This is a genomic window from Oceanimonas sp. MB9 (assembly GCF_011319775.1).
Lineage (GTDB): Bacteria > Pseudomonadota > Gammaproteobacteria > Enterobacterales > Aeromonadaceae > Oceanimonas > Oceanimonas doudoroffii.
Genome location: NZ_VFBE01000011.1, coordinates 1 through 26,820, shown reverse-complemented (window position 1 = coordinate 26,820; position 26,820 = coordinate 1). Strand labels below are relative to the sequence as shown.

The following is a 26,820-nucleotide window of genomic DNA, read 5'->3' as shown; positions in this document are numbered from 1 at the left end:
AGCGGGGAGCGGGGAAAGGCATGCACTCCCCGCTCCCCTGTCCTTAAATCCCCAATTCGGCCAGCCAGCGCCGTAATATCATGCCCGGCAGGGTGGTAAAGCCGGTGGTGGCGAGCTTCAGCTCTCCCCGGTGGACCACCATCAGCGTGGGGGTCACGCCAATGCCCAAGGCGCGCGCCAGCCGATTGTCGGTATCGTTGATCACCTCAAAGTCATGGCCCTTGTCCTTCATGTAGGCGGCAACCTTTTGATCGCTGCCCGAAGCGATGGCAATGCTCATCACCGGCCCCGGCACCATGTCCACCATGGGGGATACCACGCGACACACGCCGCACCAGCTGGCCCAGACATAGAGCAACACCGGCTCATGGTGGCTTTGTGCCACCAGGTCCACCGGTTCGCCCTTCAGTGTCACCAGCTGGCTCAGCGCCCCGGCCGAGGCGGGCAGATCCCGGCTGCGCCACAGATCCACCGCCGTCATCACCAGCAGCAACATCACCCCGTATCCCAGCAGGCGTTTAATGCGGCTCATTGCGCCGCCTCCAGTGCGGCCAGCACCCGGTCGCTGGTCAGCAGCACCTCCAGCTCCCGACCTGCGGGCAGGCCCGGTCCAAACACCTGGTTAAAGGGAATGCCGGCGCGGCCGTGGGCGCGCAGGTAGTCGGTGATCTCGGCGTTGGGCTGAGTCCAGTCGCCGCGCATCAGCACCACATCGGTTTGCTGCAGCGCACTGTATACCGGATCCCGCTGGATCACCCCAATCTTGTTGGCCTGGCAGGTAATGCACCAGTCGGCGGTAATGTCCACAAACACCCGGTTGCCGGCGGCCACTTCCTGTTCAATGCGGGCAGTGTCCAGGGGCTGCCAGGCCAGTTCCGGCTTGGCCGGGCTGACCCAACGTTCCTGGGTCAGCAGCGCCACGCCACCGAGCAGGGCGCCGGCCAGGCTGATGCCGGCCACCCCGAACAGCAGCGCGCGGGCACCGTGGCGACGTAGCAGACCGGCCAGTGGCAACACCACCAGCAGGGTGGCCAGGATCAGGCTGAGTGAATTGCCCAGGGTGGGAGCCAGCAGCGACAGCAGCCACAGGCTGGTGGCCAGCAGCATCAGACCAAACAACCATTTCACCTTGACCATCCAGGGGCCGGGTTTGGGCATAAAGCGCACAAAGCCGGGGAACAACGCCAGCAGCAGCCAGGGCAGGGCCATGCCCAGCCCCAGGCCGGTAAAGATGGCGATCAATATCAGCGGGGAAGAAGCCAGCGCCGCCGCCACCGCCGTGCCCAGAAAGGGCGCGCTGCAGGGCGTGGCCAGCAGGGTGGCGAACATGCCCTGCATCAGGTGACTGCCGCCGCCCTTCGGGTGGGTGGCCAGCCAGGTACTGAGCCGGCCGGGCAACTGAATTTCAAACAGCCCGAAAAGGTTGAGGGAGAACAGCGCGGTGACCGCCAGCATAAAGCCGATAAAGCCCGGCTGCTGGAACTGAATGCCCCAGCCAAGCTGGGCACCGGACCAGGTCAGTGCCAGCATAAAGGCGGCCAGGCCCCAGAACGACAGCATGATGCCGGCGGCGGACAGCAGCAGCGGGCGGCGCACCTCGGCCCGGCTGCGCTGGCCCAGCAGCAGGCTGTTGAGCTTGAGCCCCAGCACCGGCAGTACACAGGGCATGATATTGAGGATAAGGCCGCCCAGCAGGGCATAGCCCAGTGCCAACAGCAGGGAAGGCTGGTCGCTGCCGCCGGCACTCAGGGCGCCCTTGATGACGGGGACGTTCAGCTCCTCGGCCAGGTTGGCGTCGGCCACGGTAACGGTCAGGCGCTCACCGTCCAGATTGAGTGCGGGATCCCAGCTGTTTACCGTAAAGCGGGCTTCGAGCCGTTCACCGGCCAGCCGCAGCTCGGGCTGGCTGAACACCGCGGTGTCGGTATCGTCGATAAAGACGGTGGGATCCTGCCAGCCCTCGGGATTACTCAGGGTCACCGCTACCTGCTCGCGGGTGTTGTCCCAGCGGCCGTCTTCGGCCTGCACGCGGGAAGCCGGGCGCGGGACTTGAGACAGGGCCTGCTGAAAGTAATGATTGGTGGTTTCATCCGGCACCAGGTTGGCATCAAGCGGCAGCGACAGCGAGTATTCGGTCAATACGCAGATGGTGGTGCAGCTGGGCAGGGTCAGGGTGGCATTGAAGGTGGTCGGCCGGCCGGCGTCCGCCGGGGTAATAAACAGCGGAAAGTTCACATCCTGCTGATATCCCTGAGTCTCTATGCCCAGCAGGTGAAAGCGATCGGGCAGGGGCCAGCGCCAGTCCAGGGCCTGGACATTGGTGGAGTCCTGCCATTCCATTCGCGGGGCCAGGCCACCCTCGCCGGGGGAGCGCCAGTAGGTTTTCCAGTCATCGGCCAGGCGCACCTGCAGCAGGGCGGCATATTGCCCGCTGGTGTCATTCAGCGGACCGTTCTGTACCAGTCGCACCTGCACCGGCGGATGCTCGGGGGCCTGCAGCCAGCCGGTGTCGGCCCGGGCCGACAGGCTGGTCAGCAGCAGTAAACACAGTGAAAAAAGTCTGAACACGTTTTAAATCTCCGGTAGTCAACGCAAAACATTAGGGCAAGAGGGCGTTGACTGTCATTCCCGAAATACGCACAGCAGCAGGTGACGCCGGTATTCGGGTACCGGTTCGGGAGGAGGAAGTGGGCGCCTGCCGTGGCGGCGGGGCGGGGCCAGCCACCAGCTTAGCAGGGCCACCAGGCCCAGCAGCAGGCTGTCGGGATGATCCCAGAACTTGGTGAGTAACTGCTCCGAGAGCGAGCAGCCTTCGCCGCCGGTCGAGTCGCCGGTCTCGTCGAATTGCATGGTGTAGGCCGGCTGGCCGCAGTGGCTTATCAGGCCGATGCGCTGACCCAGGCAGATCATGCCCACCAGCAGCACCAGCACGATGGCCAGGCGGCCTCGGCTCAGCCCAGCACCAGCCACAGGGCCACTCCCAGCATCAGGCTGCCGGCAATGCGGTTCATCAGTTTCACTTTGCCCTTTTGTTGCAGCACTCGGCTCAGGGTACGGCCACCGCTGGCATAGAGCAGCATGCAGATAAATTCCAGCGACAGAATGATCGACACCAATCCTGCCAGCTGGCCGGCCAGGGGGGCCTGATTGTCGATAAAGGGGGGCAGCAGGGCGATGAAAAAGGCCCAGCCCTTGGGGTTGGCGATGGCGGTAACAAAGCCCTGACTTACCAGGGTGGCGGCGGGAATATGGCGCGGACCGGCATCCACCGGGTTCAACGCCAGTTTGCCCCGGGAGCGCCACAGCTGCAGGCCAAGCCAGGCCAGGTAGAGACCGCCACCGTATTTAAGCAACAGAAACAGCTCGGGGTATTGCAGCATAAGGGCGGCGACGCCGATGACCGCCAGACAGGCCACCAGGCCCACGCCGGCGAGCTCGCCCAGCATCATCCACAGGGTGCGTTTTACCCCTACCGTCATGCCCAGGGACAGGGCCAGGGTCATGCACATGCCGGGAGTGACCGACACAAAGAAAAAGGTGGGCACAAACACCATTAAAACCGTTGCGTTAATAGGTCACCTGCCTGCCAGTGGCGCTTTGGTTGAACACAATCTGCGCCATTGTAGGCCAGGTGCAATAGATTAAGCCAGCCCCGGCGGCGGCATTTCGTCAGTCGCTGAAACGGGGGCTGAACACCAGCCGGCCGGGGGCGATGTCCATGGCCACGGGCACGGTTTTGAGCCAGCCGTAGCGACCGTCGTCAAGCCGGTACACCGGCTGGTTCTCCAGTACGGCACGCACCATCTGCATCATGCCCGCCGAGGCGGCGGCCACGTCACCCTGATAGCCAAAGGCGTTGACCTTGCTTTTCAGCAGGTTGAGGTCCCGAATGAAGATGGCGTTTTTCTGCCGGTCATACACCGGGCGGCCTTCAATCTGCAGATCAAGGGCGGCGGGAAACCGGGCAATCAGGGCATTGATGGCGGTTTCGCCGCTGATGTCGAGGCGCACTACCTGGCGGTTGTCGGGGCCGACGGTGAGATCGAGATGGTCGATGCGGGTTTCCACCAGCCCCTGGGTAAAGCGCGGCGCCTGCTCTTCCAGCTGGGTGTAAAGCGCCTTTTCCAGCTCGCTCTCGGAGACGCTGTACTGGCTCAGGCCGGCACAGGCGCTGAGCAACAGGGCACTCAGGGTAAGGGTAAGAGTTCTGAACATGGTGTACCTCTTTAAAAACGTGAGGGGTGAGGGGAAACACGTGAGGAGAAACATTCCCTCACCCCTCACGCTTTACTCCTCACCGTGGTTAACGCAGCAGGCGATCTAGCTGGTTGGCAAAGGCCTGTCGGTCGGCCTGGCTCAGGGTGGGCGGACCACCGGTCTGCACGCCGCTGGCGCGCAGGGTGTCCATAAAGTCGCGCATGGTCAGTTTGGCGCGAATGGTGCCTCTGTAAAAGCGTTCGCCCCGGGGGCTGAGCACCTCGGCACCCTTGTCTAGGGCCTCGGCGGCCAGCGGAATATCGGCAGTGACCAGCAGATCTCCCGCTTCAATACGGTGCACGATTTCGTTGTCGGCCACGTCAAAGCCTTTCGCAACCTGCAGTTGGCGCACCAGTTTTGACGCCGGCACCGGCAGGGCGTGGTTGGCCACCAGGATCAGCGGCGTGCCGGTGCGCTCGGCGGCGCGCAGTAAAATTTCCCGTATCACCTTGGGGCAGGCGTCCGCATCCACCCAGATTTGCATCAGTTGCGCCGCCGCTGGGACTTTTTGCGATCCAGGGCGTCCTTCAGCTCAAAGGGGTCCACCACCACGCCGGTTTCGTTGGGGGTGGGAAAGACCGCCACCAGCAGTTCGTCATCGGTCATGCCCGGCACCCAGCGCTTGAGCCAAACATTGAGGCTGATGGCCTCGGGCTTGCAGCCCTGCCAGTCGCCTTCGGCCCAGTCCCTGGCGTAATCGGCATGGGGCCAGACCGGAATGCAGTCTTCCTCATCGTCCGTGGTCAGCATCATGCAGCCGTGCTCGTCGGTCAGGATCCAGATCTCTTCCTGCTCGCATACTCGGTTAACGAAGTGGTTGAAGCGTTCGTCATCGCCAAGGGCGAGCACGGTGGCCTTGTCTTGCTCGGTGAGGGAATAACTCATGAAGGTTCTCGCTTGGAAAAGTGGAGCGCATGTTCACATTGCCGGGCCTGTCTTGTCCAGCCTCGCCTGACCAAAGTGGTTCCATGCCTTTTCGTGAAAAAAGTAGGCCACGGTATTGATCATGGGCTCGACCAGGGCAATCAGGCCGCCCACCAGCAGGCTGCCGGAAAGCAGCCAGGCCACGCTGAACGCCACGGTGAAATGAACAACGGCAAAGGTAAAGGTCTTGTACATGGCGGCAACCCTCGAGTAGCCAGAATCATGTCTTTAATAATAATGATTATCAGTTGTTGCGCTAATCGTTCCTGTTTATGGTGTCCATCGGTGTTTCCTGTCAAACAAATGACGAGGTGAGGCAATCGAGCGTTTACAGTCGAAGCCCACCGGGATAGATTGAAAACAGTTTTTCATGCGAGCCAGGGGCTCACCAGTATTAAGCAGGCTGCTCATGCATTTTCAGACCGACGATATCCGCATTAACGAAATCAAAGAATTGCTGCCGCCGGTGGCGGTGCTGGAGAAATATCCTGCCACCGATACCGCCTCGGCCACGGTGTTTGAGTCCCGTCAGGCAATTCATCGTATCCTGGCTGGCGAGGATGACCGCCTGCTGGTGGTGGTCGGTCCCTGTTCCATTCATGACACCCAGGCCGCCATTGAATACGGCCATCGGCTCAAGGTACTGCGCGAGCGCTATGCCGATACCCTGGAAGTGGTGATGCGGGTGTACTTTGAAAAGCCGCGCACTACCGTGGGCTGGAAGGGCCTGATCAATGACCCTTACCTCGACAACAGCTTTCAGATCAACGACGGCCTGCGCATCGGCCGCAAGCTGCTGCTGGATCTCAACGACATGGGTCTGCCCACCGCCAGCGAGTTCCTCGACATGATCACGCCGCAGTATCTGGCGGATCTGATGAGCTGGGGCGCCATCGGTGCACGCACCACGGAATCCCAGGTGCACCGGGAGCTGGCTTCAGGCCTGTCGTGCCCGGTGGGCTTCAAGAACGGCACCGACGGCACCATCAAGGTGGCTGCCGACGCCATTGGCGCCGCCAGCGCCTCGCATCACTTCCTGTCGGTGACCAAGTTTGGCCACTCGGCCATTGTGTCCACCGCCGGCAACCCGGACTGCCACATCATTCTGCGTGGCGGCAAGGAGCCCAACTACAGCGCCGATCACGTGGCCAGCGTCTGTGCCGGGCTGGACAAGGCCAATTTGCCGCAAAAGCTGATGATTGACTTCAGCCATGCCAACAGCAGCAAGCAATACCAGCGCCAGATGGTGGTGGCCGAGGACGTCTGCGGCCAGATCGCTGGGGGCCAGCAGGCCATCATGGGCGTGATGGTGGAAAGCCACCTGGTGGAAGGTCGTCAGGATCTGACGGAAGGTGGTGAGCTGACCTACGGCCAGAGCATCACCGACGCCTGCATCGGCTGGGACGATACCGAAAAGATGCTGGCACAACTGGCGGAAGCCGTAGCCGCTCGGCGCCAGGCGTAATTGATGTGAGGAGCAAGGGGTGAGGTGTGAGGCGTTGCCCCTGACCTGAATAAAAAAAAGGAGCCGAAAGGCTCCTTTTTTATGTCTGAGTGGTCTGAGTGACGGGCGATGAACTTTCTCCTCACCCCTCACACCGAACCCCTCTCGGGGTTATTTCACTTCCACACCCTGAGCCTGCAGATCGGCGTGGTAGGACGAGCGCACGAAGGGGCCGCAGGCGGCGTGGGTAAAGCCAATGCTGTCGGCCACGTCCTTCAGCTCGTCGAACTCGGCGGGCGGTACATAGCGCTTCACCGGCAGGTGATGGCGGCTGGGTTGCAGGTACTGGCCCAGGGTCAGCATGGTGACGTTGTGCTCGCGCAGATCCTTGAGCACTTCCACGATCTCCTCGTTGGTTTCGCCCAGGCCCATCATCAGGCCCGACTTGGTGGCCACCTGAGGGTGCATTTCCTTAAAGCGGCGCAGCAGCTCCAGCGACCACTTGTAATCGGCGCCGGGACGGGCCACCCGGTACAGGCGCGGGGCGGTTTCCAGGTTGTGGTTGAACACGTCCGGCGGGGTGTCCTTAAGGATTTCTAGGGCGGTGTCCATGCGGCCACGAAAGTCCGGGGTCAGAATCTCAATCTTGGTGTTCGGGCTCTGTTCGCGAATGGCCTTGATGCAGTCGGCAAAGTGCTGGGCACCCCCATCGCGCAGATCGTCCCGGTCCACCGAGGTGATCACCACATATTTCAGGCCCAGCTCACGAATGGTTTTGGCCAGCTTGGCCGGCTCTTCCGGGTCCACCGGTAGCGGGCGGCCATGGGCCACATCGCAGAAGGGGCAGCGGCGAGTACAGATGGCACCCAGGATCATAAAGGTGGCGGTGCCGTGGTTAAAGCATTCGGCCAGGTTGGGGCAGGATGCCTCTTCACAAACCGAGTGCAGGTTGTTCTCGCGCATGATGTTCTTGAGGCCCTGTATGCGCTGGTTGCTGGGAGGAAGCTTGATCTTCATCCACTCCGGCTTGCGCAGCACTTCCTCTTCCTGCTCGGGCATGTATTTGACCGGGATCAGGGCCATCTTGTCGGCGTCGCGCAATTTTACGCCGGGTTCGACGCGTACGGGTTTACTCATAATGTCGGTTTCTCTGTGGTGTAGTAGAGATGTAGATAGCCAAGCCGCTCTGCCAGCAGGGGCACCAGGCGAGACTGGGCTTCCTCGAGGGTCTGGGGGCCGCCCAGGGCACAGCACTGGGTCATGGCCATGCCTGCGTAGCCACAGGGGTTGATGCGCAGGAAGGGGCTCAGATCCATGTTTACGTTCAGTGCCAGGCCGTGAAAGGAGCAGCCTCGGCGCACTCGCAGGCCGAGCGAGGCGATTTTGCTGTTATCCACATAGACCCCGGGGGCATCGGGCTTGGCGTAGGCCTCAATCTGGTATTCGCGCAGCAGGCCGACGATGGACTCTTCCATGGCGGTGACCAGGTTGCGCACGCCGAGCTTTCGGCGACGCACGTCGAGCAGCAGGTAAAGTACCAGCTGGCCCGGGCCGTGGTAGGTGACCTGGCCGCCGCGATCCGCCAGCACCACCGGAATGTCACCGGCGTTGAGCACGTGCTCGGCCTTGCCGGCCTGCCCTTGAGTGAACACCGGCAGGTGTTCCACCAGCCAGAATTCATCACCGGTGTCCTGATCGCGGTGATCGGTGAAGTTCTGCATGGTGTGCCAGACGTGCTCGTAAGACGCCAGCCCCCAGTGTCGAATCGTCAGTCTGTCCTGCTGCATGGCCGGCCTTAAAGTACGTACTTGACCAGCTCGATCTTGCCGAGCTCCTGGTACAGCAGCTCTACCTGCTCCTTGCTCTGTACCATGACCTGTACGCTCACCGCGTGATAATTGCCCTTGCTGCTGGGGCGCACCGTGGGGCTGTAATCGCCGGGGGCGTGTTGTTGCAGCACTTCCACCACCAGGTCGGGCAGGCGCTCATCGGCCAGGCCCAGTACCTTGAACGGAAAGCGGCAGGGAAATTCAAGCAACTCATCAAATTTGGTATTCATGGCAACCTTCGAGAACAGCAGTATTCGATTGGGAATGGAAGCAATTTCCACCACCCGTGTCGCATTTTTATCATAAAACCGGCTAATTCGAAACCGACAACTTGCAGGGTCTTTGGCGGCGGGAGAAAAATGAAAGGGCCGGCAGAATGCCGGCCCCGAACATGGGTTAGTCGAACAGCCCCTGCACCAGCAGGGTGAGGTAGTCGATCAACCGGCTGAACAGGCCGCCCTGTTCAATGTCTTCCAGCGCCACCAGGGGCACGGTGGCCACTTCCTTGTCGTTCAGGCGCAGGTGCACGGTGCCCACCTGCTGTCCCTTGGCCAGCGGCGCCTTCAGGGCCTGGTCCAGGGTAAAGTCGGCCTGCAGGTTCTGGGCCTGACCGCGGGGAATGGTCACCGCCACCGGCTTGTCTACCCCCAGAGCAACGGTGCTTTTGTCGCCCATCCAGATCTTTTGATCCACCAGCTTGCTGCCGGCCTCATAGGGCGTCAGGGTCTGGTAGAAGCGGAAACCGTAGGTCAGCAGCTTTTTGCTTTCCGCCGCCCGGGCGCGCTCGTTGGTGGCACCCATGACCACGGCAATCAGACGCATGTCTTCCTTGGTGGCGGACGATACCAGGTTATAGCCCACGGCCTCGACGTGGCCGGTCTTGATGCCGTCCACGTTCAGGGACTGATCCCACAGCAGGGAGTTGCGGTTGTTCTGGGTGATGCCGTTATAGGTAAAGGTTTTCTCGGCATAGATGGCGTACTCCTCCGGCACGTCGCGGATCAGCGCCTGACCCAGCAACGCCATGTCGTAGGCGGTGGTGTACATGTCATCGCTGTGCAGGCCGTGAGGAGTCACAAAGTGACTGTCCTTCATGCCCAGACGTGCGGCCCAGGAATTCATCAGATCGGCAAAGGAGTTGACGCTGCCGGCCAGGTGCTCGGCCACCGCCACTGTGGCGTCGTTGCCGGACTGAATGATGATGCCCCGGTTGAGATCGTCAATGCTGACCTGCTTGCCCACTTCCAAAAACATGACGGAAGAGCCGGGAAAGTTCTGGGCCCAGGCGGCCTCGCTGATGGTCACCAGATCGTCGCGCTTGACCTTGCCCTCTTCCAGCGCCTGGCCGAGGATGTAGGAGGTCATCATCTTGGTCAGGCTGGCCGGCGGCAGCTTTTGATCGGCATTTTCCGACACCAGTACCTGGCCGCTGGCGTAGTCCATCAGCACATAGGACTTGGCGGCAATGGCCGGCGGCTCGGGGATCAGGGGCGCCGAGGTTTGCGCCTGGGCGGCACAGGACACCAGGCCGGCGATGGCGAAAGAAGTCAGAGTATTTACCGTACGCATAAGGTGAGTCAGACCCTTGTTGTAAATGTGGATAAGCGTGAATGCCGTTTGAGAACGTTAAAAGTCCGTTTAGTTCAGGAAATATGCCTGTTCGTAACCCTCGGCGATCAGTCGGGAAAGAATATCATCGGTCTGGGTCACCGGGATAGGCCCCATCTGCAGCTTGTACCAATCGGACTGGTGCTCTACCCGGGCGGGAAAACCGTACTCCCTGCTCAGGCGGGTGGCAAGATCCCGGGCCCGGTCGCCGGAGCGGGTGGCCAGCAGCTGTATGTGGCGGCCCGGCCCCTGCTCGGCCAGGCGAACGTCTTCCTTGCTGGGGGCCATCTTTATCAGCTCCACCTTCACCGGTGCCGTGCCCTTGTCGAGCATGCCCAGGCGCCAGGCGGCCGCGTAGGACATATCGATAATGCGGCCATCGTGAAAGGGCCCGCGATCATTGACCCGCACGATCACCTGCTTGCCGTTGGCGGTATTGGTGACCCGCACAAAGGACGGCAGCGGCAGGTTTTTGTGGGCCGCCGTCATGGTGAACATGTCATACACCTCGCCGTTGGAGGTGTGATAACCGTGAAATTTGGCACCGTACCAGGACGCCATGCCCTCGTCCTTGTAATTCTGCACGTCCCGCCACACCTGGTAGTCCTGCCCCCAAACATTGTAGTCCTTGTTGCCCTGGCGGCTGTAAGGCTCAAAGCGCGGCACCGCGTCCTTGACGTGAGACATGTCGGGCATCTCGCCCGGCGCCATGTCTTTGCGCATGCTGTAGCGGCCGCCGGCGGTTTCCCGGTCATAGCCGTCGTCCGTGGCCGGCGGCTGCTCGGGCTGGCTGCTGCAGGCGGCCAGCAGCAGGGCGGCCAGTGGCAGCCACGCCCGTGGCCGCAGAAGATTAACGCTGTTGTTCATAGGCTTGTCTGATTTCTTCACTCAGTTGATAGACCGCCATGGCATAGAGCGGGCTGCGGTTGTAACGGGTGATCACATAGAAGTTATGGCGCACTACCCAGTACTCAGGGCCGTCGGCGCCATCCAGCTTCAGCAGCTTGACCGGCGTGTCGGCCGCCAGCTCGGCGTCCGTGAGTACGCCGGCGGCCGCCAGCTCGGCCCAGCTGTAGTCCAGCTCGAGGGCGGCAGACAGCAGCGCCTCGGCGGCGTCGGCGTCGGTCACTTCGGCCCGGTGGGCCACCGGCTCTCCCGGCTGCCACTTGTGCTGATGAAAGTAGTTGGCCACGCTGCCGATGGCGTCGGTGGCCTCAAACAGGTTGGTGTGGCCGTCCTGATCAAAGTCCACCGCATAGTGGCGGTAACTGGAGGAAATAAACTGGCCCATGCCCATGGCGCCGGCGTAGGAGCCTTTTTGCTCGTCCAGCGCCCATTGCTGCTCGCCGGCCAGCTTCAGGTAATGGCCCAGCTCCGAACGGAAAAAGGCGCCCCTGGGCGGGTAGTGAAAGCCCAGGGTATAGAGGGCATCGAGCACTTTGTGCGTACCCATGTGGGCGCCGTAGTAGGTTTCCACGCCGATGATGGCGGCGATGATCTGGGCCGGCACCTGCAGCTCCTGCTCGGCTCGGACCAGCAGGGCCTGATGTTCTTTCCAGAAGGCGGCGCCCTGTTCAATGCGCTTGTCGGTGAGAAAGATGGGACGGTACTGATGCCAGGGCTTGGCCTCGGCCGGCCGGGTCATGGCGTCGATGATCGGCTGCTGGTACTGCGCCTGTGCCAGGGCTCCGTTCAGTGCGTCCTGGGTCAGCTCGAACTTGCCGGCCAGCTCGTCGAGCCATTGCTGCTGCTCGGACACGGTGGGGGCTGCCGAGACCGAGGTAGATAACCACACTGCCGCAGAAAGAAGGGCGAGGCGCATTTACGGGTTCCTTAGTTTGTTATTTCGCCAACAGGCGTTTGTGAGTATGAACGGACATGAGAATGCCAAATCCGGCCATCAGTGTCACCATGGAGGTGCCGCCGAAGCTTATCAGCGGCAGCGGCACACCCACCACCGGCAGCAGGCCGCTGACCATGCCGATGTTGACGAACACATAGACGAAAAAGGTCAGGGTCAGGGCGCCCGCCAGCAGGCGGGGAAAGGCCCCCTGGGCCTGTACCGAAATCTGCAGGCCGCGGCCGATGATAAACAGGTACATCAGCATCAGCAGGCTGACGCCCACCAGGCCGAACTCCTCGGCCAGTACCGCGAAGATAAAGTCGGTGTGGCGTTCGGGCAGAAATTCCAGCTGGGACTGGGTACCGTGCAGCCAGCCTTTGCCCCAGAGGCCGCCGGAGCCGATGGCGATTTTGGACTGAATGATATGATATCCGGCCCCCAGAGGATCGCTTTCCGGGTTGAGCAGGGTCAGCACTCGTCGCTTCTGGTAGTCGTGCATCAGAAAGTACCACAGCGCCGGCAGAAAGGCGGCCAGGCCGGTGAGCGCCAGCAGAATCAGTCGCCAGGGCAGGCCGGCAAGGAAAATCACGAACAGGCCGGAGGCCGCCACCAGCACCGAGGTGCCCAGATCCGGCTGCTTGGCGATCAGCAGGGTGGGCACCAGCACGAGCACAAAGGCGATGGCCACGTGCAGCAGGCCGGGAGGCAGGGGGTAGCGGCTGATGTAGGCGGCGATGGTAATGGGCATGGCCAGCTTGAGGGCTTCCGAGGGCTGAAAGCGAAAGCTGCCAATTTCCAGCCAGCGCTGGGCGCCCTTGCCAATATCGCCCACCAGCAGCACCAGCACCAGCAGCACCACCCCCAGCAGAAACACCGGCGGCGCCCAGCGGGCGTAAAAGCCGGGCGGCAGCTGGGCCAGCACGAACATGACGGTAAGGGACAGGCCGACGCGCATGCCTTGTCGAGTGACCGCCTGCAGGTCCTCGCCGGTGGCGGAATAGAGGATCATCATGCTGGCGCCGAGCAGCAGCAGCAGGCCGGCCAGCAGCGGCCAGTCCAGGTGCAGGCGTTCTCCCAGGGAGCGGCGGTGCTTATTCATGGGCGATGGCATCCTCGTCGGGCTGAAGTTGGTCGGGGATCAGAAAGGCATCGAGCATTGCTCGGGCCACGGGGGCGGCGTTGGTACTGCCGCCGCCGGCGTTTTCCAGCACCACCGACACCACCGCCTCGGGGTTTTCAAAGGGGGCAAAGGCCACGAACAGGGCGTTGTCACGCAGGTGCTCGCGCAGGCTCTTGTGATCGTACTGCTGGTTTTCCGCCAGGCTGAACACCTGGGCCGTGCCCGACTTGCCGCCGGCGACATAGGGGGTGCCGGCAAAGGCTCGGCGTGCCGTGCCCTCGCTGCCGTTGATCACCCGCCACATGCCGGTGAGGCCTACCTGCCAGTAGTTGTCCTGCCTGAGCCGAATGGGTTCGCCGTGGCTGATGGGCATGGTGACCCGATCGCCGTTGATGGCGATGGCATTAAGCAGGCGCGGGTGCACGGTGTCACCGTGGTCCACCATGATGGAGGTGGCCCTGGCCAGTTGCAGCGGGGTGGCGGTCCAGTAGCCCTGGCCTATGCCCACCGAAATGGTGTCGCCCTGATACCAGGGCTGCTTGTGGCGGCGTTGTTTCCATTCCCGGGACGGCATGATGCCGCTGGCTTCTTCGTGCAGATCGATGCCCGAGGCCTGGCCAAAGCCAAAGCGGCTCATGTAGTCATGAATGGTGTCGATGCCCACTCGGTAGGCCAGATCGTAGAAAAAGGTATCGGCGGATATCTCGATGGCTCGGTAGACGTCCATCCAGCCATGGCCCCAGCGGCGCCAGTCGCGAAACTTGCGCTTGGTGTTGGGGATTTGAAAATAGGGGCCGCCGAAATAGCGGGTGCCGGGGGTGATGGCGCCCTCGTTCAGCCCCATGACCGACAGCATGGGCTTGACGGTGGAGGCGGGGGCGTAAATGCCCTGGCTGGCCCGGTTGATCAATGGCCGGTCGGGGTTTTCCAGCAGCGCCTTGTAGTCGGGGCTGCTGATGCCGTGTACGAACAGGTTGGGATCATAGCTGGGGTTGGAGACGATGGCCCGTACCTGGCCGTCTTTCGGGGTCATCAGCACAATGGCACCGCGCTGGCCTTCGAGCAGCTTCTGGGCGTGCTGCTGCAGCCGAATGTCGAGGTTCAGGTAAATGTCGCTGCCGGGCACCGGGGGCTCGTATTTCAGGGTGCGGATCACTCGGCCGCGGTTGTTGACCTCGACTTCCTGATAGCCGGCGTGGCCGTGCAGCAGATCCTCGTAATAGCGTTCCACCCCGAGCTTGCCGATGTCGCGGGTGGCGGCGTAGTTGGCGAGCTTGTTCTCTTCCCGCAGGCGTTCCACGTCGCGATCATTGATCTTGGCCATGTAACCCAGCACATGGGTCAGGGTGTCCTTGTAGGGGTAGTGACGCTTGAGATAGGCCTCGATAGCGGCGCCGGGATACTTGTGTTGGTTGATGCTGAAGCGGGCTACCTGATCTTCGTTCAGCCGGCTGACCAGCACCACAGGGTTAAAGCGGCGCTGGCGGCGCACCTCTTCAAAAAAACGCTCCCTGAGCTCGGGATCGAGATCCAGCAGTTCGATCAGGTCGTCGACGGTGGCGTCCAGATCGCCGGCCTTTTCCGGAGTGATTTCCAGGCTGTATATGGGGCGGTTTTCCGCCAGCAGCACACCGTTGCGGTCGTAAATCAGCCCCCGGGTCGGGGCGATGGGCACTACCTTGATGCGGTTGTCATTGGAGCGGGTCTGGTAGCTCTGATGCTGGTTCACCTGCAGGTGGTAGAGGTTGGCAAAGAGCACGCCCATCAACACCACTATGCCGATAAAGGACACCAGGGTACGGCGCCAGTGCAAAGAGGACTCGGCGACGTGGTCGCGCATTTTTACCCGGGACCTGGCCATGACTTACTCCCGGTGATAGGGGTGGTTGTTGTTGATGCTCCAGGCGCGGTAGAGGCTTTCCGCCGCCACCACCCGCACCAGGGGGTGGGGCAGGGTGAGGGGGGACAACGACCAGCTTTGTTCGGCCGCGGCCTTGCAGGCCGGCGCCAGCCCCTCGGGGCCGCCAATCAGAATGGCCACGTCGCGGCCGTCGTGCTGCCAGCGGGTGAGCTGGCCGGCGAGTTGCTCCGTGGTCCAGGGCTTGCCGGGTATGTCGAGGGTGACAATGCACGCCGACTTGGCGATGGCGGCCAGCATCTGTTCGCCCTCCTTATGCAGAATGCGTTCAATGTCGGCGTTCTTGCCCCGCTTGCCGGCGGCAATTTCCACCAGTTCCAGGGGCATGTCCCGGGGAAAGCGGCGCTGGTATTCCTGAAATCCCGTGGTTATCCAGGCCGGCATTTTGGTGCCGACCGCCACCAGCTGCAGCTTCATCCGGCCATGGCTCCGGCCGTGCTGCCGCCCCAGAGTTTTTCCAGTTGATAAAAGTCGCGGGTTTCTTCCTGCATCACGTGCACGATGGCTTCGCCCAGATCGACCAGTACCCATTCTCCCGCGTCCTGGCCTTCAATGCCAAGCAGATCCAGGCCGGCATGTTTGGCCTCGGTGGCCAGGTGATCGGCAATGGAGTTGACGTGGCGGCTGGAGTTGCCGGAGCAGATGATCATGCAGTCGGTGATGGTGGATTTGCCGGTGACGTCCAGTACGCGAATGTCACGGGCCTTGAGATCGTCCAGTTTGTCGACGATAAAGTCATGCAGTTCTTGGTCTTGCAAGCGTGTTTTCTCCTCGTTGAAACAACATGAATCATACCACGGACCCGGTGTAGAGTCCCTGTTGTCGAATATAGTTCGCTACCGCTTCGGGCAACAAATACTGGGGATTGTTCCCCGCCCGAATGCCGTCCCGTATCTGGGTGGAGGACACCTCCAGCTCCGGGTTGTCGAGCAGGAAAATATGGCCGGCGGGGACGCGGTGAAGCCGTTCGCGATCCCGAGTGCCATGGCGGCGGTACAGCTGCTCCAGGGTGTCGTTGAGTGAGGGTGTCCAGCCGGGCCGGTGACTCACCACCAGGTGGGCATGATCCAGCAGCTCGGGCCAGCGGTGCCATTTGTCCAGGTTGCATAATGAATCCATGCCCATGATAAAGCACAGCGGCCGACTGCCCAGCTCCCGGCGCAGTTCAATCAGGGTTTCCACCGTGTAGGATGGCGTGGTGCGGCGCAGTTCACGCTCGTCCACGGTAAGCCCCGGTGTGGCCGCCGCCGCCAGGCGGGTCATGGCCAGGCGGTGCCGCGGTGCACTGTCGGGGGTAGCCCGGTGGGGAGGAATATGGTTGGGCAGTAGCCGCACCTCGGCCAGACCCAGTTGTTCCTGGGCCTGAATGGCGGTGCGCAGGTGGCCCACATGTATGGGGTCGAAGGTGCCCCCCAGCAATCCGATGGGTACAGTCATGGCAAAATGATCGGTGGTTTTTCGTCGAAAAAGCCGACGCACAGGGCGTAAAGCCAGCGCCAGGCGGTGTCGTCATCAAACTCGGCCACGGCGGCGTCGGCGGCGGCCAGCAGGGTGGACAGGGCGCTGAGCTTGGGCGCCGGCAGCCGGCTCAGGGCCGACTGCATCAGCGGCTGGCGGCTGGACCATACCTGCAGGCTGCCGGCGGCCTGAGGAAAGGACTGGCCGGTGGCGAGGGCCGCTTGCAGGCCGTGCAGGGTGTTGAGTTCTTTCGCCAGCAGGTGGCAGAGCATGCCTGCCTCGACGCCTTCCTGGCGCAGTTGCAGCAGGATACGGCAGCCCCGTTTCACCTTGCCCTGCAGCAGCGGATCGATCAGCTGAAAGGGGTTGAAATGATAATGGGGCTGAACCTGTTGCTGCAGGGTCGCCAGGGTCAGCGGCTGGGGCAGCTCGAGCAGGGCCAGCTTTTCAATCTCGCCGGCGGCGGCCAGCAGGTTGCCTTCAAAGGCCAGGGTCAGCCAGTGCAGGGCATCGGGCTCGGCCGCCAGCCCGTGGCGGCCGAGCCGTTGTTCCAGCCAGCGTGCCAGCTGACGGGCGTCGGGGGTAAATACCGGTACCACCGGGCCGGCGGCGGCCAGGGCCTTGTACCAGGCGGTTTTTTGCTGTTGCTGGTTGAGGCGGGGGCCGCTTATCAGCAGTAGCAGATCCGGGTGACACTGCCCCAGTAACTCCTTTAGCCGGTCCGAGGCGGTGCGGTCCAGCTTGTCGGGCAGGGTCAGCTCGATGATCTGCCGGCTGCTGAACAGGCTGAGGCTTTGGCTGGCATCAAAGATGGTGTCCCAATCCAGCCCCTCGTCGGCGTCGAACTTGTGGCGTTCGTCAAAGCCCTGCGCCCGGGCGGCCTGGCGCAGTTCGTCGAGGGCTTCCTGCTTGAGCAGGGGCTCGTCGCCATAAACGAAATAGCAGGGCGCCAGCCCTGCTTTGATCTGTTTGGCAATCTGCTCGGGGTAGAGACGCATCAGAACGACAGGCGGCTCAGCTGACGCACAATCTGCTCGGCGGCTTCCAGTTCCATCTGCTCGCGCAGTTGCTGCTGCTCCCGGCTGGATGCCAGGGCCTGGTCCGACTTGTCGAGAAAGCTGCGGTTAAAGGTCACGTTGAACACCTGGCGGGGCTCGTCGGGGAGATCGAGGGTAAAGCGGGTGCCAAAGCGTGCGGCGTACTCCAGGGTATCGCCGGTCGGCTGAATGGAGGCGGTGGTGTTGCCCTGGCCCAGAGCGCCTATGGTCAACACCGGCGTGTCGCCGTCGTTTTCCACCAGTTGTGCACCGGCGCGCAGCAGGCGTGCCGACACCAGTCGATAAAACTGGGTCTTGTCGTCACCGTCCAGCACCAACCGCTGAAGTTCGGGCGGCAGGCTGTCACCGCCTCTCAACTGAAAGCCGCAACCGGCCAGCATCAGGGTCAGCGTCAACAGGACCAGCGCCTTGATTCGAGTGAGCATAACAACTCCTTGATTCTGCTGTGAGGAGCGAAGGGTGAGGAGTGAAGTGTGTGTTCCTCACTCCTTTTCCCTCACTCCTCACCGTCTGGTTAGTTGGCTACGATATTCAGCAGCTTGCCGGGCACATAGATGACCTTGCGAATGGTCTTGCCGTCCAGGTGGCGGGCGACGTTGTCGTCGGCCTTGCCGGCGGCTTCAACCGCGTCCTTGTCGGCATCGGCGGGCACGGTGACCTTGCCCCGCACCTTGCCGTTGACCTGCACCACCACCAGCTTTTCGTCTTCCACCAGGGCATCGGCATCGGCCACCGGCCAGGCGGCGTGGTCGATGTCGTCATGGCCCAGGGCGCGCCACAGCTCAAAGCAGGTGTGGGGCACTATGGGGTGCAGCATCACGACCACGGCTTCCAGCGCTTCCTGCAGCAGGGCACGGTTCTGGTCGTCGCTCATGTCGACCTTGGCCAGGTGGTTCATCAGCTCCATGATGGCGGCAATGGCGGTGTTGAAGGTCTGGCGACGACCCACGTCATCGCTCACCTTGTTGATGGTCTTGTGCACTTCCCGGCGCAGGGTTTTCTGGGCCGCATTCAGGCCGGCCAGGTTCAGGGCCGGGGCGGCGCCGTGGGACTGATGCTCAAACACCAGCTTCCATACCCGCTTGAGGAAGCGCTGGGCACCTTCCACGCCGGAGTCGGACCACTCCAGGGTCATGTCGGCGGGGGAAGCGAACATCATGAACAGGCGTACGGTGTCGGCGCCGTACTTGTCCACCATGACCTGGGGGTCGATGCCGTTGTTCTTGGACTTGGACATCTTGGTCATGCCGGTGTGCACCAGCTCGCGGCCGTCGGCGTCCACCGCCTTGCTGATGCGGCCCTTTTCGTCCCGCTCAACGGTTACGTCCAGCGGGCTCACCCAGGTGCGGGCACCCTTGTCATCGGTGTGGTAGAAGGCATCGGCCAGTACCATGCCTTGGCACAACAGGCGCTTGAACGGCTCGTCGGACTCCACCAGGCCGGTGTCGCGCAGCAGCTTGTGAAAGAAGCGGGCATAGAGCAGGTGCATGCAGGCGTGCTCGATACCGCCGATGTACTGATCCACCGGCAGCCAGTAGTTGGCCTTTTCCACGTCCAGCATGCCCTGATCGTATTCCGGGCTGCAGTAGCGGGCGTAGTACCAGGAGGACTCCATAAAGGTGTCAAAGGTGTCGGTCTCACGCAGGGCCGGCTGGCCGTTATAGGTGGTCTTGGCCCACTCGGGATCCGCCTTGATCGGGCTCTGAATGCCGTCCATCACCACGTCTTCCGGCAGCACCACCGGCAGGGTGTCTTCCGGCGCACCGACCACGGTGCCGTCTTCCAGGTTGAGCATGGGAATGGGGGCGCCCCAGTAACGCTGGCGGCTTACCCCCCAGTCGCGCAGACGGAAGTTGACGGTGCGACGACCCAGGCCTTTCTTTTCCAGGGTTTTGGCGATGGCATCAAAGGCCTGCTCGAAGTTCATGCCGTCGAATTCACCGGAGTGGAACAGCACGCCTTTCTCGGTATAGGCCTCGGCGCTCACATCCAGTTCGCTGCCATCGGCGGGCTTGATCACGGGTACGATGTCGAGGCCGTACTTGCCGGCAAACTCATAGTCGCGTTGATCATGGGCGGGAACCGCCATCACGGCACCGGAGCCGTAATCCATCAGCACGAAGTTGGCGACCCAGATCGGTACCTGCTTGCCGGTGAGCGGGTGAACCGCCATCAGGCCGGTGGCCATGCCTTTCTTCTCCATGGTGGCCATCTCGGCCTCGGCGACCTTGTTGTGCTTGCAGTCGTCGATAAAGGCGGCCAGTTCCGGGTTGTGCTCGGCGGCGCGGGTGGCCAGCGGGTGGCCGGCGGCAATGCCCACATAGGTCACGCCAAACAGGGTGTCCGGGCGGGTGGTGTACACCTCAAAGCTGTCGTCGGCTCCGGCCACGTCAAAACGCAGGGTCACGCCCTCGCTGCGGCCAATCCAGTTGCGCTGCATGGTCTTGACCTGCTCGGGCCAGCCTTCCAGCTCGTCGATGTCGCGCAGCAGTTCATCGGCGTAGTCGGTGATCTTGATAAACCACTGGGGAATTTCCTTTTGCTCTACCGGGGTGTCGCAGCGCCAGCAGCAGCCGTCGTTGACCTGCTCGTTGGCCAGCACGGTTTCATCGTGGGGGCACCAGTTCACCGAAGAGGTTTTTTTGTACACCAGGCCCTTTTCATAGAGCTTGGTAAAGAACCACTGTTCCCAGCGGTAATACTCCGGCGTACAAGTGGCCAGTTCCCTGTTCCAGTCGTAGCCAAAACCCAGCCGCTTGAGCTGGTTTTTCATGTAATCGATGTTTTCGTAGGTCCAGGGCGCCGGTGCCGTCTTGTTGTTGATGGCGGCGTTTTCGGCGGGCAGGCCAAAGGCATCCCAGCCGATGGGCTGCAGCACGTTTTTGCCCTGAAGCCGTTGATAACGTGAGATAACGTCGCCTATGGTGTAGTTACGGACGTGCCCCATATGTAGCCGACCTGAAGGATAAGGGAACATGGACAGGCAATAGAACTTGTCTTTGCCGGCTTGTTCGGTGGCCTTGAAGGTCTGCTGCTCGTCCCAGTGGCGTTGCACCTGGGGCTCGATATTCTGGGGATTGTATTGCTCTTGCATTATGACGTCCGGTTCCGTAAATGAGTGGTAACACCAGCGATAAATCGGCATAGAATACCTTAGGGGGTAGCCGGCAACAATAGTCCGGCCCGGGCCCTGCCTGAGAGGACAAGACCATGAGCGAGCAAGACGACAAGCACAAAAAAGGCTATGACGCCTTTGTGGAAGAGCTGCAGCGCCAGTGGGAGGTGGCGGAGAAGACCACCATCAAGGAGGCGGTGGAAAAGACTCAGGCCTATATGGAAGCGGCCGGAGATCTGACCAGGGACGAATTAGCGCTGATTGCCGAATATGTCAAGCGGGATCTGGCCGCCTTTGGGGAAGAAGAAGGCGGTTTTCGCGACAGCCTGTTTTACCGCCGTATTCGTGAAACCGTATGGGGCTGGCTGGCCGGTGCCACCGACAAGAGCCAGCTGGAGTGGCAGGAGTTAAGTGAAGATCTGGCCCATCACGGCGAATACCAGGCCGGCGAAGTGGTAGGGCCCGGTTTGTACGACTGCGCCCTGTGCGCCCACCGCCACGAAGTAACTCACCCTGTGGTGCTGACCACCTGCCTGGAATGCAACCACTACACCTTTATTCGCCACCCGCTTACGCCCTGATAACCGATTCTTTTCCCCGAACCTTTCCATTTTGTCCAGCCTGGTATTGCCAGGCTGGTGCCATTGAAACGACAGTTTTCGATTGAATCTTTAATAGACGGTTGATAGTATTTTTGCAGTTATATAACGCCTAGTTTCTTTGAGGTTATTCATGGACGAGACCTCCTATAGAAAGACAACCCTGTCTTTGCTCTCCGTGAGCGCGGAATACCGCGCTCGGCCTTTTGCATTTCAACTGTTACCGCCATACCCACCCGATTGTTGACACATTCGGGGCATATTCTTGTTGCCGTCCGTTAGCTTCCGTTTATTCGGCCAGGCGAATGCTGGCTTTCCAAATATTAAGAGATTGAATGATGTTCAAACAAACCTTGGTTGCCAGCTCTCTTGTGCTGGCCATCAGCGGCTGTGCCGTGTCTCCGGAGTCAATTCCCACCCGTCAGATCAACCAGACGGTACAAGCCGATCTGGTACAGCTCGGCGCCGAGCAGGAGGCTATTCAGGGTCACATCGGGCTGGAAGACGCTATCGCCCGGGCGGTGCGCAACAACCGGGACAAGAAACTGAAGGCGCTGGAGTCGGCCATGGAGCAGGGGCAGCTCGAGCTGGTGCAGCACGAAATGCTGCCCAGCCTGGCCGCCTCCGCCGGCTATTCGGCCCGCAGCAATTATGCCGCCTCGGCCAGCGTGGCGTTTCAGGACGGCCGGCCCGAGCCCCTGGGCGACAACCCTTCCTATTCCATCTCCCAGGAAAAGCAGCGCACCACCTATGATCTGGCCCTGAGCTGGAACGTGCTCGACTTCGGCCTCTCCTATGTGCGCGCCAAGCAACATGCGGATCGTTACCTGATCGCCCGGGAGCGGGAGCGCAAGGCGGGCCATAACGTGGTGCAGGAGGTGCGGGGTGCCTACTGGCGGGCGGTATCGGCCGAGCGGTTGTTGCAGAAAATAGATCCCCTGGTGGCCCAGGCCTCTTCCGCTCTGAACGACTCCCGCCGGGTCGAGCTGCTGCAGCTGCGCTCGCCGATGGAAGCCCTCTATTACCAGCGCGAGCTGCTCGATGTGCTGCGCGCGCTGCAGGCGCTGAAACAGGACCTGGCCAACGCCAAGACCGAACTGGCCGCCCTGATGGGACTGAAACCGGGCACCGCCTTTGAGCTGACCGATGTGGCGTCGCCCCACTTTGTGGTGCCCAAGATGACGGTCGAGCTGTCGGCCATGGAAGAGCGAGCGCTCAACCAGCGCCCAGAGCTGATGGAAACCTACTATCAGCAACGCATTTCCGCCGCCGAGGCCCGCGCCGCCCTGCTGAAAATGCTGCCGGGGATCACCCTGACCGCCGGCGCCTATCACGACAGCAGCGACTACCTGCTGAACCAGGACTGGACCAGCCTGGGCGCCCAGGTGAGCTGGAACCTGCTGGACGTGTTCAAGGTGGGCGCCGAACGGCGGCTGGCCAAAACCCGCGAGGCGCTGGCCGAAGAGCAACGGCTGGCGTCCTCCATGGCGGTACTGACCCAGGTGCACCTGGCCCGCATTCGTTATGAGGAGTCGCGCAAGTCCTTTGAACTGGCCGACCGTTACCTGGATGTGGCCGGTCGCATCAGCGAGCAGACCGCCAATGCCGCCCGACTGAACCGGACCTCCGAGCTGGATCTGATCCGCGAATCCCTCAACGCCCTGCTGGCCGAGTTGCGCCGGGACGTGGCCTATGCGGATCTGCAAAACAGCTATGGCCGCATTTTCATGAGCATGGGCATGGATCTGCTGCCCGAGGGCTATGCCCAGCACAGCGTTCAGCAGTTGTCCGAGACCATCGCCACCCGCTTCGAACGCTGGCAGCGGGGTGAACTGGACGCGCCCGAGGCGAATCCCGAGTCCACCGTAGCGGCCGAGCAGCAGGACGCCGCGGCCGACGGCGCCGTACGCGCCGAGGGAGCTTGAGTTGAGCAAGCCGATCCGTTGCAAGGAGCTGTTGCTGGCGGCCCTGGCGCTGACGGCCTGGTCCGGCCATGCCGATGAGTACAGGGCCGAAGCGTTCCAGGGCGAGGAATATAAGGCCCGTGCCGTGATCAAGGCCCTGGACAGGGCCGTGTTGTCGGGGGAGCTGGCGGCCCGGGTCACTCAGCTGCCCAAACGACCGGGGGACAGCTTTCGTCAGGGCGAGCTGCTGTTGGGTCTGGATTGTTCCCTCTACCAGGCCCAGGCGGACAAGGTGGCCGCCGAGAGCAAGGCGGCGCGTTTTAAGCTGGATAACGCCAAGCAGTTGAACGAGCTGCGCTCCATCGGCAGCCTGGACGTGGCACTGGCCCAGTCGGAATACGCCCAGGCCCAGGCCGAGCTGCGCATCGCCCGGCTCAACACAGAGCGCTGCCAGATCAAAGCCCCCTACGACGGCCGCGTGGTGGCGGTGTTGGTCAACCGCCACGAAAACATTCGTCAGCAGCAGGAAGTGCTGGAGATCGTCGCCGACCAGCGGCTGGAAGCGGAGGTGGTGGTGCCCGCCACCTGGCTCGGCTGGCTGAAGCCCGAGCTGCCGCTGACCCTGCGCATCGATGAAACCGGCGCCAGTGTCGAGGCGGCGGTGGTTGCCATCAGCCCGGCCATCGATCCGGTCAGCCAGACCCTGCAGTTGCGCGCCCGGCTCACCCAGCCGTCCGGACTGATGCCGGGCATGAGCGCATCGGCCTATTTCACCCCCGCCGGGGCAGGAGAGAAGTCATGAACACCAAACACCCGCACCATAGTCCGCGCCGCCAGCCGCTGATCACCGCCCTCGAGCCTCGCATTCTGCTCGACGGCGCGGCGGTGGCCACCGCCGTGGATCTCGCCACCGATGTGGATCATCAGGACGCGGCCGGCCACAGCCAGGCCCCCGAGCAATCGGTACACTTCACCGCCCTGGCGCCGGCCCAGGTGCGAGGGGCGGATCCAGCCCTGAACCAGGGCCGCAAGGAAGTGGCCTTTGTCGACACCGGGGTGGAAGGCTACCAGGCGCTGGTGGACGGCATAGGTGCCGGCATCGAAGTGCGGTTGCTTGACGCGGGCCAGGACGGCCTGGCGCAGCTCACCGCCTGGGCGCAGCAAAACGACGGCTATGACACCATCTACCTGTTGAGCCACGGCGCCGAGGGCCGGCTGCAACTGGGCAACCTGACCCTGGACGGCGTCGAGGCCGAGCGTCGCGCCGACGAGCTGGGCACCCTGGGCCGGGCCCTGACCGCCGACGGTGACTTGCTGCTGTATGGCTGCTCGGTGGCGAGCGGCGAGGGTGAGGCCTTTGTGGGCCGGCTGGCCAGCCTGACCGGCGCCGATGTGGCGGCCTCGGATGACCTGACCGGCGCCGCCGACCTCGGCGGCGACTGGGATCTGGAAGTGAGCCGGGGCACCATCGACACGGACGGTGACGGTAGTCGCTTGGGTGAGGGCTTTACCGGCCTGCTTGGGCCGGCGCCCGGCACCATAGACTGGACCGGCCAGTCCTATACCAATGGTGGCTATGTTTATGATCCGACGGTGGCGAACATCGGCGGCTCGGGCCTGGATCTCACCGTGACCAGCGAGGAGGGCGGCGGCGGTACCGAGGGAGTTCAGGTGGACATCGGCTCGGGAGATGACTGGTACTATGATGGAAGCGCGACTCCCCCTGGAGACGGGCAAATCCTGAAGCTATCGACCGATTTTGTCGGTAATACCAACATTACCAAGGTCGAGCTTGCCAGCAGTGACGGGACCGAATTCAAGCTGGAGCAGCTGCTGTTGGGATGGGACGTGTCTAATGCCCCTGGCGACATTACCATTACCGGCTGGCGTGACGGCGCTGAGGTGGCGACACAGCTTCACAGTACCGGCACTAACGATTATTTTTATTTTGAGGAAGGGTTTGCCCACAAGACCATCACCCTGAATGCCGATTTTGCCAATATCGATGCCTTCAGCTTTAGCTATGCGGCCGATGGGGGCAGCGGTGTCATGTATGGCCTGGCGCTGGACAACCTGGTGATCAGTGCCGCTGAGGGGGGCAATGCAGCGCCTTCGGTTTCCGTGGCCGATGCCAGCCTCGCCTATACCGAAGGCAGCGCCGCTACTCAGATAGACGGCGCCGCGACGATTAGTGATGCCGATGGCGATGCCGAGTGGAATGGTGGCACCTTGTCGGTGCAGATCACGGGCAATGCCGAAGCCGGCGATCGACTCAGCATCGTCGACAGTGACGGGGATGGTACGGCCATTACCATCAGCGGCACCAATATTTTTGCCAATGGTGTGGATATCGGTGATCTCAGCACCAGCGGCGGTATCGTTACCGGTGGCACCCAGCTCACCATTACCTTTGATGCCGACGCGACCAATGCCAACGTGCAGGAAGTGCTGCAGTCGATGCGCTTCGACTCCACCACGGATGATCCGGGGACCTCGAGCCGGACCATCACCTTTACCGCGACCGATAAAAATGCGGCCAGCGGCTCCGATACGCGTACCGTCGTCATAACGGCCATTAACGACGAGCCGGCCCTGACCGCCACCGGCAGCAACCCGACCTTCACCGAGGGCGGCGCCGCGGCCAGCCTGTTCAGCGGCACCAGCATCAACACCGTGGAGTCCGGCCAGAACGTGACCGCTCTGAGCTTTACGGTGACCAACGTCACCGACGGATCGAACGAGCGCATCAACGTCGATGGCACCACCATCGTGCTGACCCACGGCACCAACGGCAGCACCGCCGGCAACAGTCTCAACTACTCGGTGATGGTGATCGGCACCACCGCCACCGTGAGCCTGACCGGCGGCAATCTGTCGGTCGTTGCGGCGGAGACGATGATCGACAACATGAGTTACCAGAACAACAGTAACGCACCGTCGACCAGCAACCGTGTGGTCACCCTGACCAGTGTTCAGGACAGCGGCGGCACCGCCAACGGCGGGGACAACACCGGCGCCCTGGCCGTGGCCTCCACCGTCACCGTGGTGCAGAACAACGACGAACCGACCCTGACATCGAACGGCAGCCACCCGACCTTCACCGAGGGCGGCGCGGCGGGCAGCCTGTTTAACGGCACCAGCATCAGCACCGTGGAGTCCGGTCAGACCCTCACCGGCTTCAGCTTTACGGTCAGCAATGTTACCGACGGCAGCAGCGAGGTGATCAACCTGGACGGCACGGCCATCGTGCTGACCCAGGGCACCAGCGGCAGCACCGCGGGCAACAGCCTCGGCTACACGGTGACGGTGGTGGGCACCACCGCCACGGTGAGCCTGACCGGCGGCACGCTGTCCACGGCCACGGTGCAGACGCTCATCGATAACATGAGCTACCAGAACAACAGCGATGCGCCCGACACCAGCAACCGGGTGGTGACCCTGACCAGCCTGCAGGACAGCGGCGGCGTCGCCAACGGCGGTGACGATACCGCCAGCCTGGCGGTGGCCTCAACCGTGACCGTGGTCGGCGTGAACGACGAGCCGGCCCTGACCGCCAATGCCAGCCACCCGACCTTCACCGAGGGCGGCGCCGCGGCCAGCCTGTTCAGCGGCACCAGCATCAACACCGTGGAGTCCGGCCAGAATGTGACCGGCCTGAGCTTTACGGTGACCAACGTCACCGACGGCAGCAACGAGCGCATCAACGTCGATGGCACCACCATCGTGCTGACCCACGGCACCAA

The 26,820-nt window shown here is 62.4% G+C and carries 27 protein-coding genes; 5 read left to right on the top strand and 22 right to left on the bottom strand.

Annotated features, from left to right (window positions below):
- Positions 1-43: 43 nt before the first annotated feature.
- The 8 genes from OJHNALOF_RS16285 to OJHNALOF_RS16250 form a co-directional block, all read right to left on the bottom strand.
- On the bottom strand, positions 44-532 hold the full coding sequence (locus OJHNALOF_RS16285) for a protein disulfide oxidoreductase (protein WP_165662704.1): 489 nt from the start codon (positions 530-532) through the stop codon (positions 44-46).
- Positions 529-2,568 (bottom strand): protein-disulfide reductase DsbD family protein, encoded by a 2,040-nt coding sequence (locus OJHNALOF_RS16280; RefSeq protein ID WP_370462341.1) that lies wholly within the window; start codon positions 2,566-2,568, stop codon positions 529-531. Before OJHNALOF_RS16280 ends, OJHNALOF_RS16285 begins: the two co-directional genes overlap by 4 nt.
- A gap of 54 nt (positions 2,569-2,622) precedes the next feature.
- Positions 2,623-2,970, bottom strand: a complete 348-nt coding sequence (locus OJHNALOF_RS16275) for a hypothetical protein (RefSeq protein ID WP_165662703.1) — start codon at positions 2,968-2,970, stop codon at positions 2,623-2,625.
- Positions 2,952-3,554, bottom strand: a complete 603-nt coding sequence (locus OJHNALOF_RS16270; RefSeq protein ID WP_094201665.1) for a LysE family translocator — start codon at positions 3,552-3,554, stop codon at positions 2,952-2,954. The genes OJHNALOF_RS16275 and OJHNALOF_RS16270 overlap by 19 nt, the downstream gene beginning before the upstream one ends.
- A 115-nt stretch (positions 3,555-3,669) precedes the next feature.
- Positions 3,670-4,215, bottom strand: coding sequence for a DUF1439 domain-containing protein (locus OJHNALOF_RS16265; protein ID WP_094201664.1), 546 nt, complete (start codon positions 4,213-4,215; stop codon positions 3,670-3,672).
- Between the two features lie 88 nt (positions 4,216-4,303).
- Entirely contained in the window at positions 4,304-4,741 is a 438-nt protein-coding gene (locus OJHNALOF_RS16260; RefSeq protein WP_165662702.1) for a YaiI/YqxD family protein, read from the bottom strand.
- On the bottom strand, positions 4,741-5,142 hold the full coding sequence (locus OJHNALOF_RS16255; RefSeq protein ID WP_094201662.1) for a DUF2750 domain-containing protein: 402 nt from the start codon (positions 5,140-5,142) through the stop codon (positions 4,741-4,743). Before OJHNALOF_RS16255 ends, OJHNALOF_RS16260 begins: the two co-directional genes overlap by 1 nt.
- Before the next feature lie 33 nt (positions 5,143-5,175).
- Complete coding sequence (locus OJHNALOF_RS16250; RefSeq protein ID WP_094201661.1) at positions 5,176-5,376, bottom strand: DUF2061 domain-containing protein; 201 nt, start codon at positions 5,374-5,376, stop codon at positions 5,176-5,178.
- Between the two features lie 214 nt (positions 5,377-5,590).
- On the opposite strand from OJHNALOF_RS16250, the gene aroG reads away from it, so the two are divergent.
- Positions 5,591-6,646, top strand: a complete 1,056-nt coding sequence (gene aroG / locus OJHNALOF_RS16245) for a 3-deoxy-7-phosphoheptulonate synthase AroG (protein WP_094201660.1) — start codon at positions 5,591-5,593, stop codon at positions 6,644-6,646.
- Between the two features lie 150 nt (positions 6,647-6,796).
- Here aroG and lipA read toward each other — a convergent pair whose 3' ends face one another.
- From lipA to leuS, 14 genes are all read right to left on the bottom strand, one after another.
- Entirely contained in the window at positions 6,797-7,762 is a 966-nt protein-coding gene (gene lipA, locus OJHNALOF_RS16240) for a lipoyl synthase (protein WP_094201659.1), read from the bottom strand.
- Entirely contained in the window at positions 7,759-8,412 is a 654-nt protein-coding gene (gene lipB, locus OJHNALOF_RS16235; RefSeq protein WP_094201658.1) for a lipoyl(octanoyl) transferase LipB, read from the bottom strand. Before lipB ends, lipA begins: the two co-directional genes overlap by 4 nt.
- A gap of 8 nt (positions 8,413-8,420) precedes the next feature.
- Positions 8,421-8,684 (bottom strand): DUF493 family protein YbeD, encoded by a 264-nt coding sequence (gene ybeD / locus OJHNALOF_RS16230; protein ID WP_094201778.1) that lies wholly within the window; start codon positions 8,682-8,684, stop codon positions 8,421-8,423.
- 166 nt (positions 8,685-8,850) lie between these two features.
- Positions 8,851-10,023 (bottom strand): D-alanyl-D-alanine carboxypeptidase family protein, encoded by a 1,173-nt coding sequence (locus tag OJHNALOF_RS16225; protein ID WP_094201657.1) that lies wholly within the window; start codon positions 10,021-10,023, stop codon positions 8,851-8,853.
- A 69-nt stretch (positions 10,024-10,092) separates the two neighbouring features.
- Positions 10,093-10,929, bottom strand: a complete 837-nt coding sequence (locus OJHNALOF_RS16220) for a septal ring lytic transglycosylase RlpA family protein (RefSeq protein ID WP_165662701.1) — start codon at positions 10,927-10,929, stop codon at positions 10,093-10,095.
- A complete protein-coding gene (mltB, locus tag OJHNALOF_RS16215; protein ID WP_165662700.1) occupies positions 10,913-11,884 on the bottom strand; it encodes a lytic murein transglycosylase B in 972 nt (323 codons plus the stop codon). Before mltB ends, OJHNALOF_RS16220 begins: the two co-directional genes overlap by 17 nt.
- A gap of 19 nt (positions 11,885-11,903) precedes the next feature.
- Positions 11,904-13,004, bottom strand: a complete 1,101-nt coding sequence (gene rodA / locus OJHNALOF_RS16210; protein ID WP_094201654.1) for a rod shape-determining protein RodA — start codon at positions 13,002-13,004, stop codon at positions 11,904-11,906.
- Positions 12,997-14,886: a penicillin-binding protein 2 gene (gene mrdA, locus OJHNALOF_RS16205; RefSeq protein ID WP_165662699.1), complete on the bottom strand. Its 1,890-nt coding sequence runs from the start codon at positions 14,884-14,886 to the stop codon at positions 12,997-12,999. The genes rodA and mrdA overlap by 8 nt, the downstream gene beginning before the upstream one ends.
- A gap of 3 nt (positions 14,887-14,889) precedes the next feature.
- The gene (rlmH, locus tag OJHNALOF_RS16200; RefSeq protein ID WP_165662698.1) at positions 14,890-15,360 is read right to left on the bottom strand and encodes a 23S rRNA (pseudouridine(1915)-N(3))-methyltransferase RlmH; all 471 of its coding nucleotides are present in this window, start codon (positions 15,358-15,360) and stop codon (positions 14,890-14,892) included.
- Positions 15,357-15,701, bottom strand: a complete 345-nt coding sequence (gene rsfS, locus OJHNALOF_RS16195; RefSeq protein ID WP_094201651.1) for a ribosome silencing factor — start codon at positions 15,699-15,701, stop codon at positions 15,357-15,359. The genes rlmH and rsfS overlap by 4 nt, the downstream gene beginning before the upstream one ends.
- 31 nt (positions 15,702-15,732) lie before the next feature.
- A complete protein-coding gene (gene nadD, locus OJHNALOF_RS16190; protein ID WP_094201650.1) occupies positions 15,733-16,380 on the bottom strand; it encodes a nicotinate-nucleotide adenylyltransferase in 648 nt (215 codons plus the stop codon).
- Positions 16,377-17,399: a DNA polymerase III subunit delta gene (gene holA, locus OJHNALOF_RS16185; protein WP_165662697.1), complete on the bottom strand. Its 1,023-nt coding sequence runs from the start codon at positions 17,397-17,399 to the stop codon at positions 16,377-16,379. Before holA ends, nadD begins: the two co-directional genes overlap by 4 nt.
- A complete protein-coding gene (lptE, locus tag OJHNALOF_RS16180; RefSeq protein ID WP_165662696.1) occupies positions 17,399-17,884 on the bottom strand; it encodes an LPS assembly lipoprotein LptE in 486 nt (161 codons plus the stop codon). The genes holA and lptE overlap by 1 nt, the downstream gene beginning before the upstream one ends.
- An 89-nt stretch (positions 17,885-17,973) precedes the next feature.
- On the bottom strand, positions 17,974-20,553 hold the full coding sequence (leuS, locus tag OJHNALOF_RS16175) for a leucine--tRNA ligase (protein WP_094201647.1): 2,580 nt from the start codon (positions 20,551-20,553) through the stop codon (positions 17,974-17,976).
- A gap of 116 nt (positions 20,554-20,669) precedes the next feature.
- Between leuS and OJHNALOF_RS16170 the strand changes: the two genes are divergently transcribed.
- The 4 genes from OJHNALOF_RS16170 to OJHNALOF_RS16155 form a co-directional block, all read left to right on the top strand.
- Positions 20,670-21,155 (top strand): zinc ribbon-containing protein, encoded by a 486-nt coding sequence (locus tag OJHNALOF_RS16170; RefSeq protein ID WP_165662695.1) that lies wholly within the window; start codon positions 20,670-20,672, stop codon positions 21,153-21,155.
- Between the two features lie 353 nt (positions 21,156-21,508).
- The gene (locus OJHNALOF_RS16165; RefSeq protein ID WP_240919777.1) at positions 21,509-23,098 is read left to right on the top strand and encodes a TolC family protein; all 1,590 of its coding nucleotides are present in this window, start codon (positions 21,509-21,511) and stop codon (positions 23,096-23,098) included.
- 1 nt (position 23,099) lies between these two features.
- Complete coding sequence (locus OJHNALOF_RS16160) at positions 23,100-23,879, top strand: efflux RND transporter periplasmic adaptor subunit (protein ID WP_165662694.1); 780 nt, start codon at positions 23,100-23,102, stop codon at positions 23,877-23,879.
- On the top strand, positions 23,876-26,820 hold a 2,945-nt coding region (locus OJHNALOF_RS16155), incomplete at its 3' end, for a DUF4347 domain-containing protein (protein ID WP_165662693.1). The genes OJHNALOF_RS16160 and OJHNALOF_RS16155, both read left to right, overlap by 4 nt.

Bases quoted from the DNA above. Each gene is read 5' to 3' on its own strand.
- OJHNALOF_RS16285 (WP_165662704.1), bottom strand. From the start codon at position 532: ATGAGCCGCATTAAACGCCTGCTGGGATACGGGGTGATGTTGCTGCTG.
- OJHNALOF_RS16270 (WP_094201665.1), bottom strand. From the start codon at position 3,554: ATGGTGTTTGTGCCCACCTTTTTCTTTGTGTCGGTCACTCCCGGCATG.
- OJHNALOF_RS16265 (WP_094201664.1), bottom strand. From the start codon at position 4,215: ATGTTCAGAACTCTTACCCTTACCCTGAGTGCCCTGTTGCTCAGCGCC.
- OJHNALOF_RS16260 (WP_165662702.1), bottom strand. From the start codon at position 4,741: ATGCAAATCTGGGTGGATGCGGACGCCTGCCCCAAGGTGATACGGGAA.
- OJHNALOF_RS16255 (WP_094201662.1), bottom strand. From the start codon at position 5,142: ATGAGTTATTCCCTCACCGAGCAAGACAAGGCCACCGTGCTCGCCCTT.
- OJHNALOF_RS16250 (WP_094201661.1), bottom strand. From the start codon at position 5,376: ATGTACAAGACCTTTACCTTTGCCGTTGTTCATTTCACCGTGGCGTTC.
- aroG (WP_094201660.1), top strand. From the start codon at position 5,591: ATGCATTTTCAGACCGACGATATCCGCATTAACGAAATCAAAGAATTG.
- lipA (WP_094201659.1), bottom strand. From the start codon at position 7,762: ATGAGTAAACCCGTACGCGTCGAACCCGGCGTAAAATTGCGCGACGCC.
- lipB (WP_094201658.1), bottom strand. From the start codon at position 8,412: ATGCAGCAGGACAGACTGACGATTCGACACTGGGGGCTGGCGTCTTAC.
- ybeD (WP_094201778.1), bottom strand. From the start codon at position 8,684: ATGAATACCAAATTTGATGAGTTGCTTGAATTTCCCTGCCGCTTTCCG.
- OJHNALOF_RS16225 (WP_094201657.1), bottom strand. From the start codon at position 10,023: ATGCGTACGGTAAATACTCTGACTTCTTTCGCCATCGCCGGCCTGGTG.
- OJHNALOF_RS16220 (WP_165662701.1), bottom strand. From the start codon at position 10,929: ATGAACAACAGCGTTAATCTTCTGCGGCCACGGGCGTGGCTGCCACTG.
- mltB (WP_165662700.1), bottom strand. From the start codon at position 11,884: ATGCGCCTCGCCCTTCTTTCTGCGGCAGTGTGGTTATCTACCTCGGTC.
- rodA (WP_094201654.1), bottom strand. From the start codon at position 13,004: ATGAATAAGCACCGCCGCTCCCTGGGAGAACGCCTGCACCTGGACTGG.
- mrdA (WP_165662699.1), bottom strand. From the start codon at position 14,886: ATGGCCAGGTCCCGGGTAAAAATGCGCGACCACGTCGCCGAGTCCTCT.
- rlmH (WP_165662698.1), bottom strand. From the start codon at position 15,360: ATGAAGCTGCAGCTGGTGGCGGTCGGCACCAAAATGCCGGCCTGGATA.
- nadD (WP_094201650.1), bottom strand. From the start codon at position 16,380: ATGACTGTACCCATCGGATTGCTGGGGGGCACCTTCGACCCCATACAT.
- holA (WP_165662697.1), bottom strand. From the start codon at position 17,399: ATGCGTCTCTACCCCGAGCAGATTGCCAAACAGATCAAAGCAGGGCTG.
- lptE (WP_165662696.1), bottom strand. From the start codon at position 17,884: ATGCTCACTCGAATCAAGGCGCTGGTCCTGTTGACGCTGACCCTGATG.
- leuS (WP_094201647.1), bottom strand. From the start codon at position 20,553: ATGCAAGAGCAATACAATCCCCAGAATATCGAGCCCCAGGTGCAACGC.
- OJHNALOF_RS16170 (WP_165662695.1), top strand. From the start codon at position 20,670: ATGAGCGAGCAAGACGACAAGCACAAAAAAGGCTATGACGCCTTTGTG.
- OJHNALOF_RS16165 (WP_240919777.1), top strand. From the start codon at position 21,509: ATGATGTTCAAACAAACCTTGGTTGCCAGCTCTCTTGTGCTGGCCATC.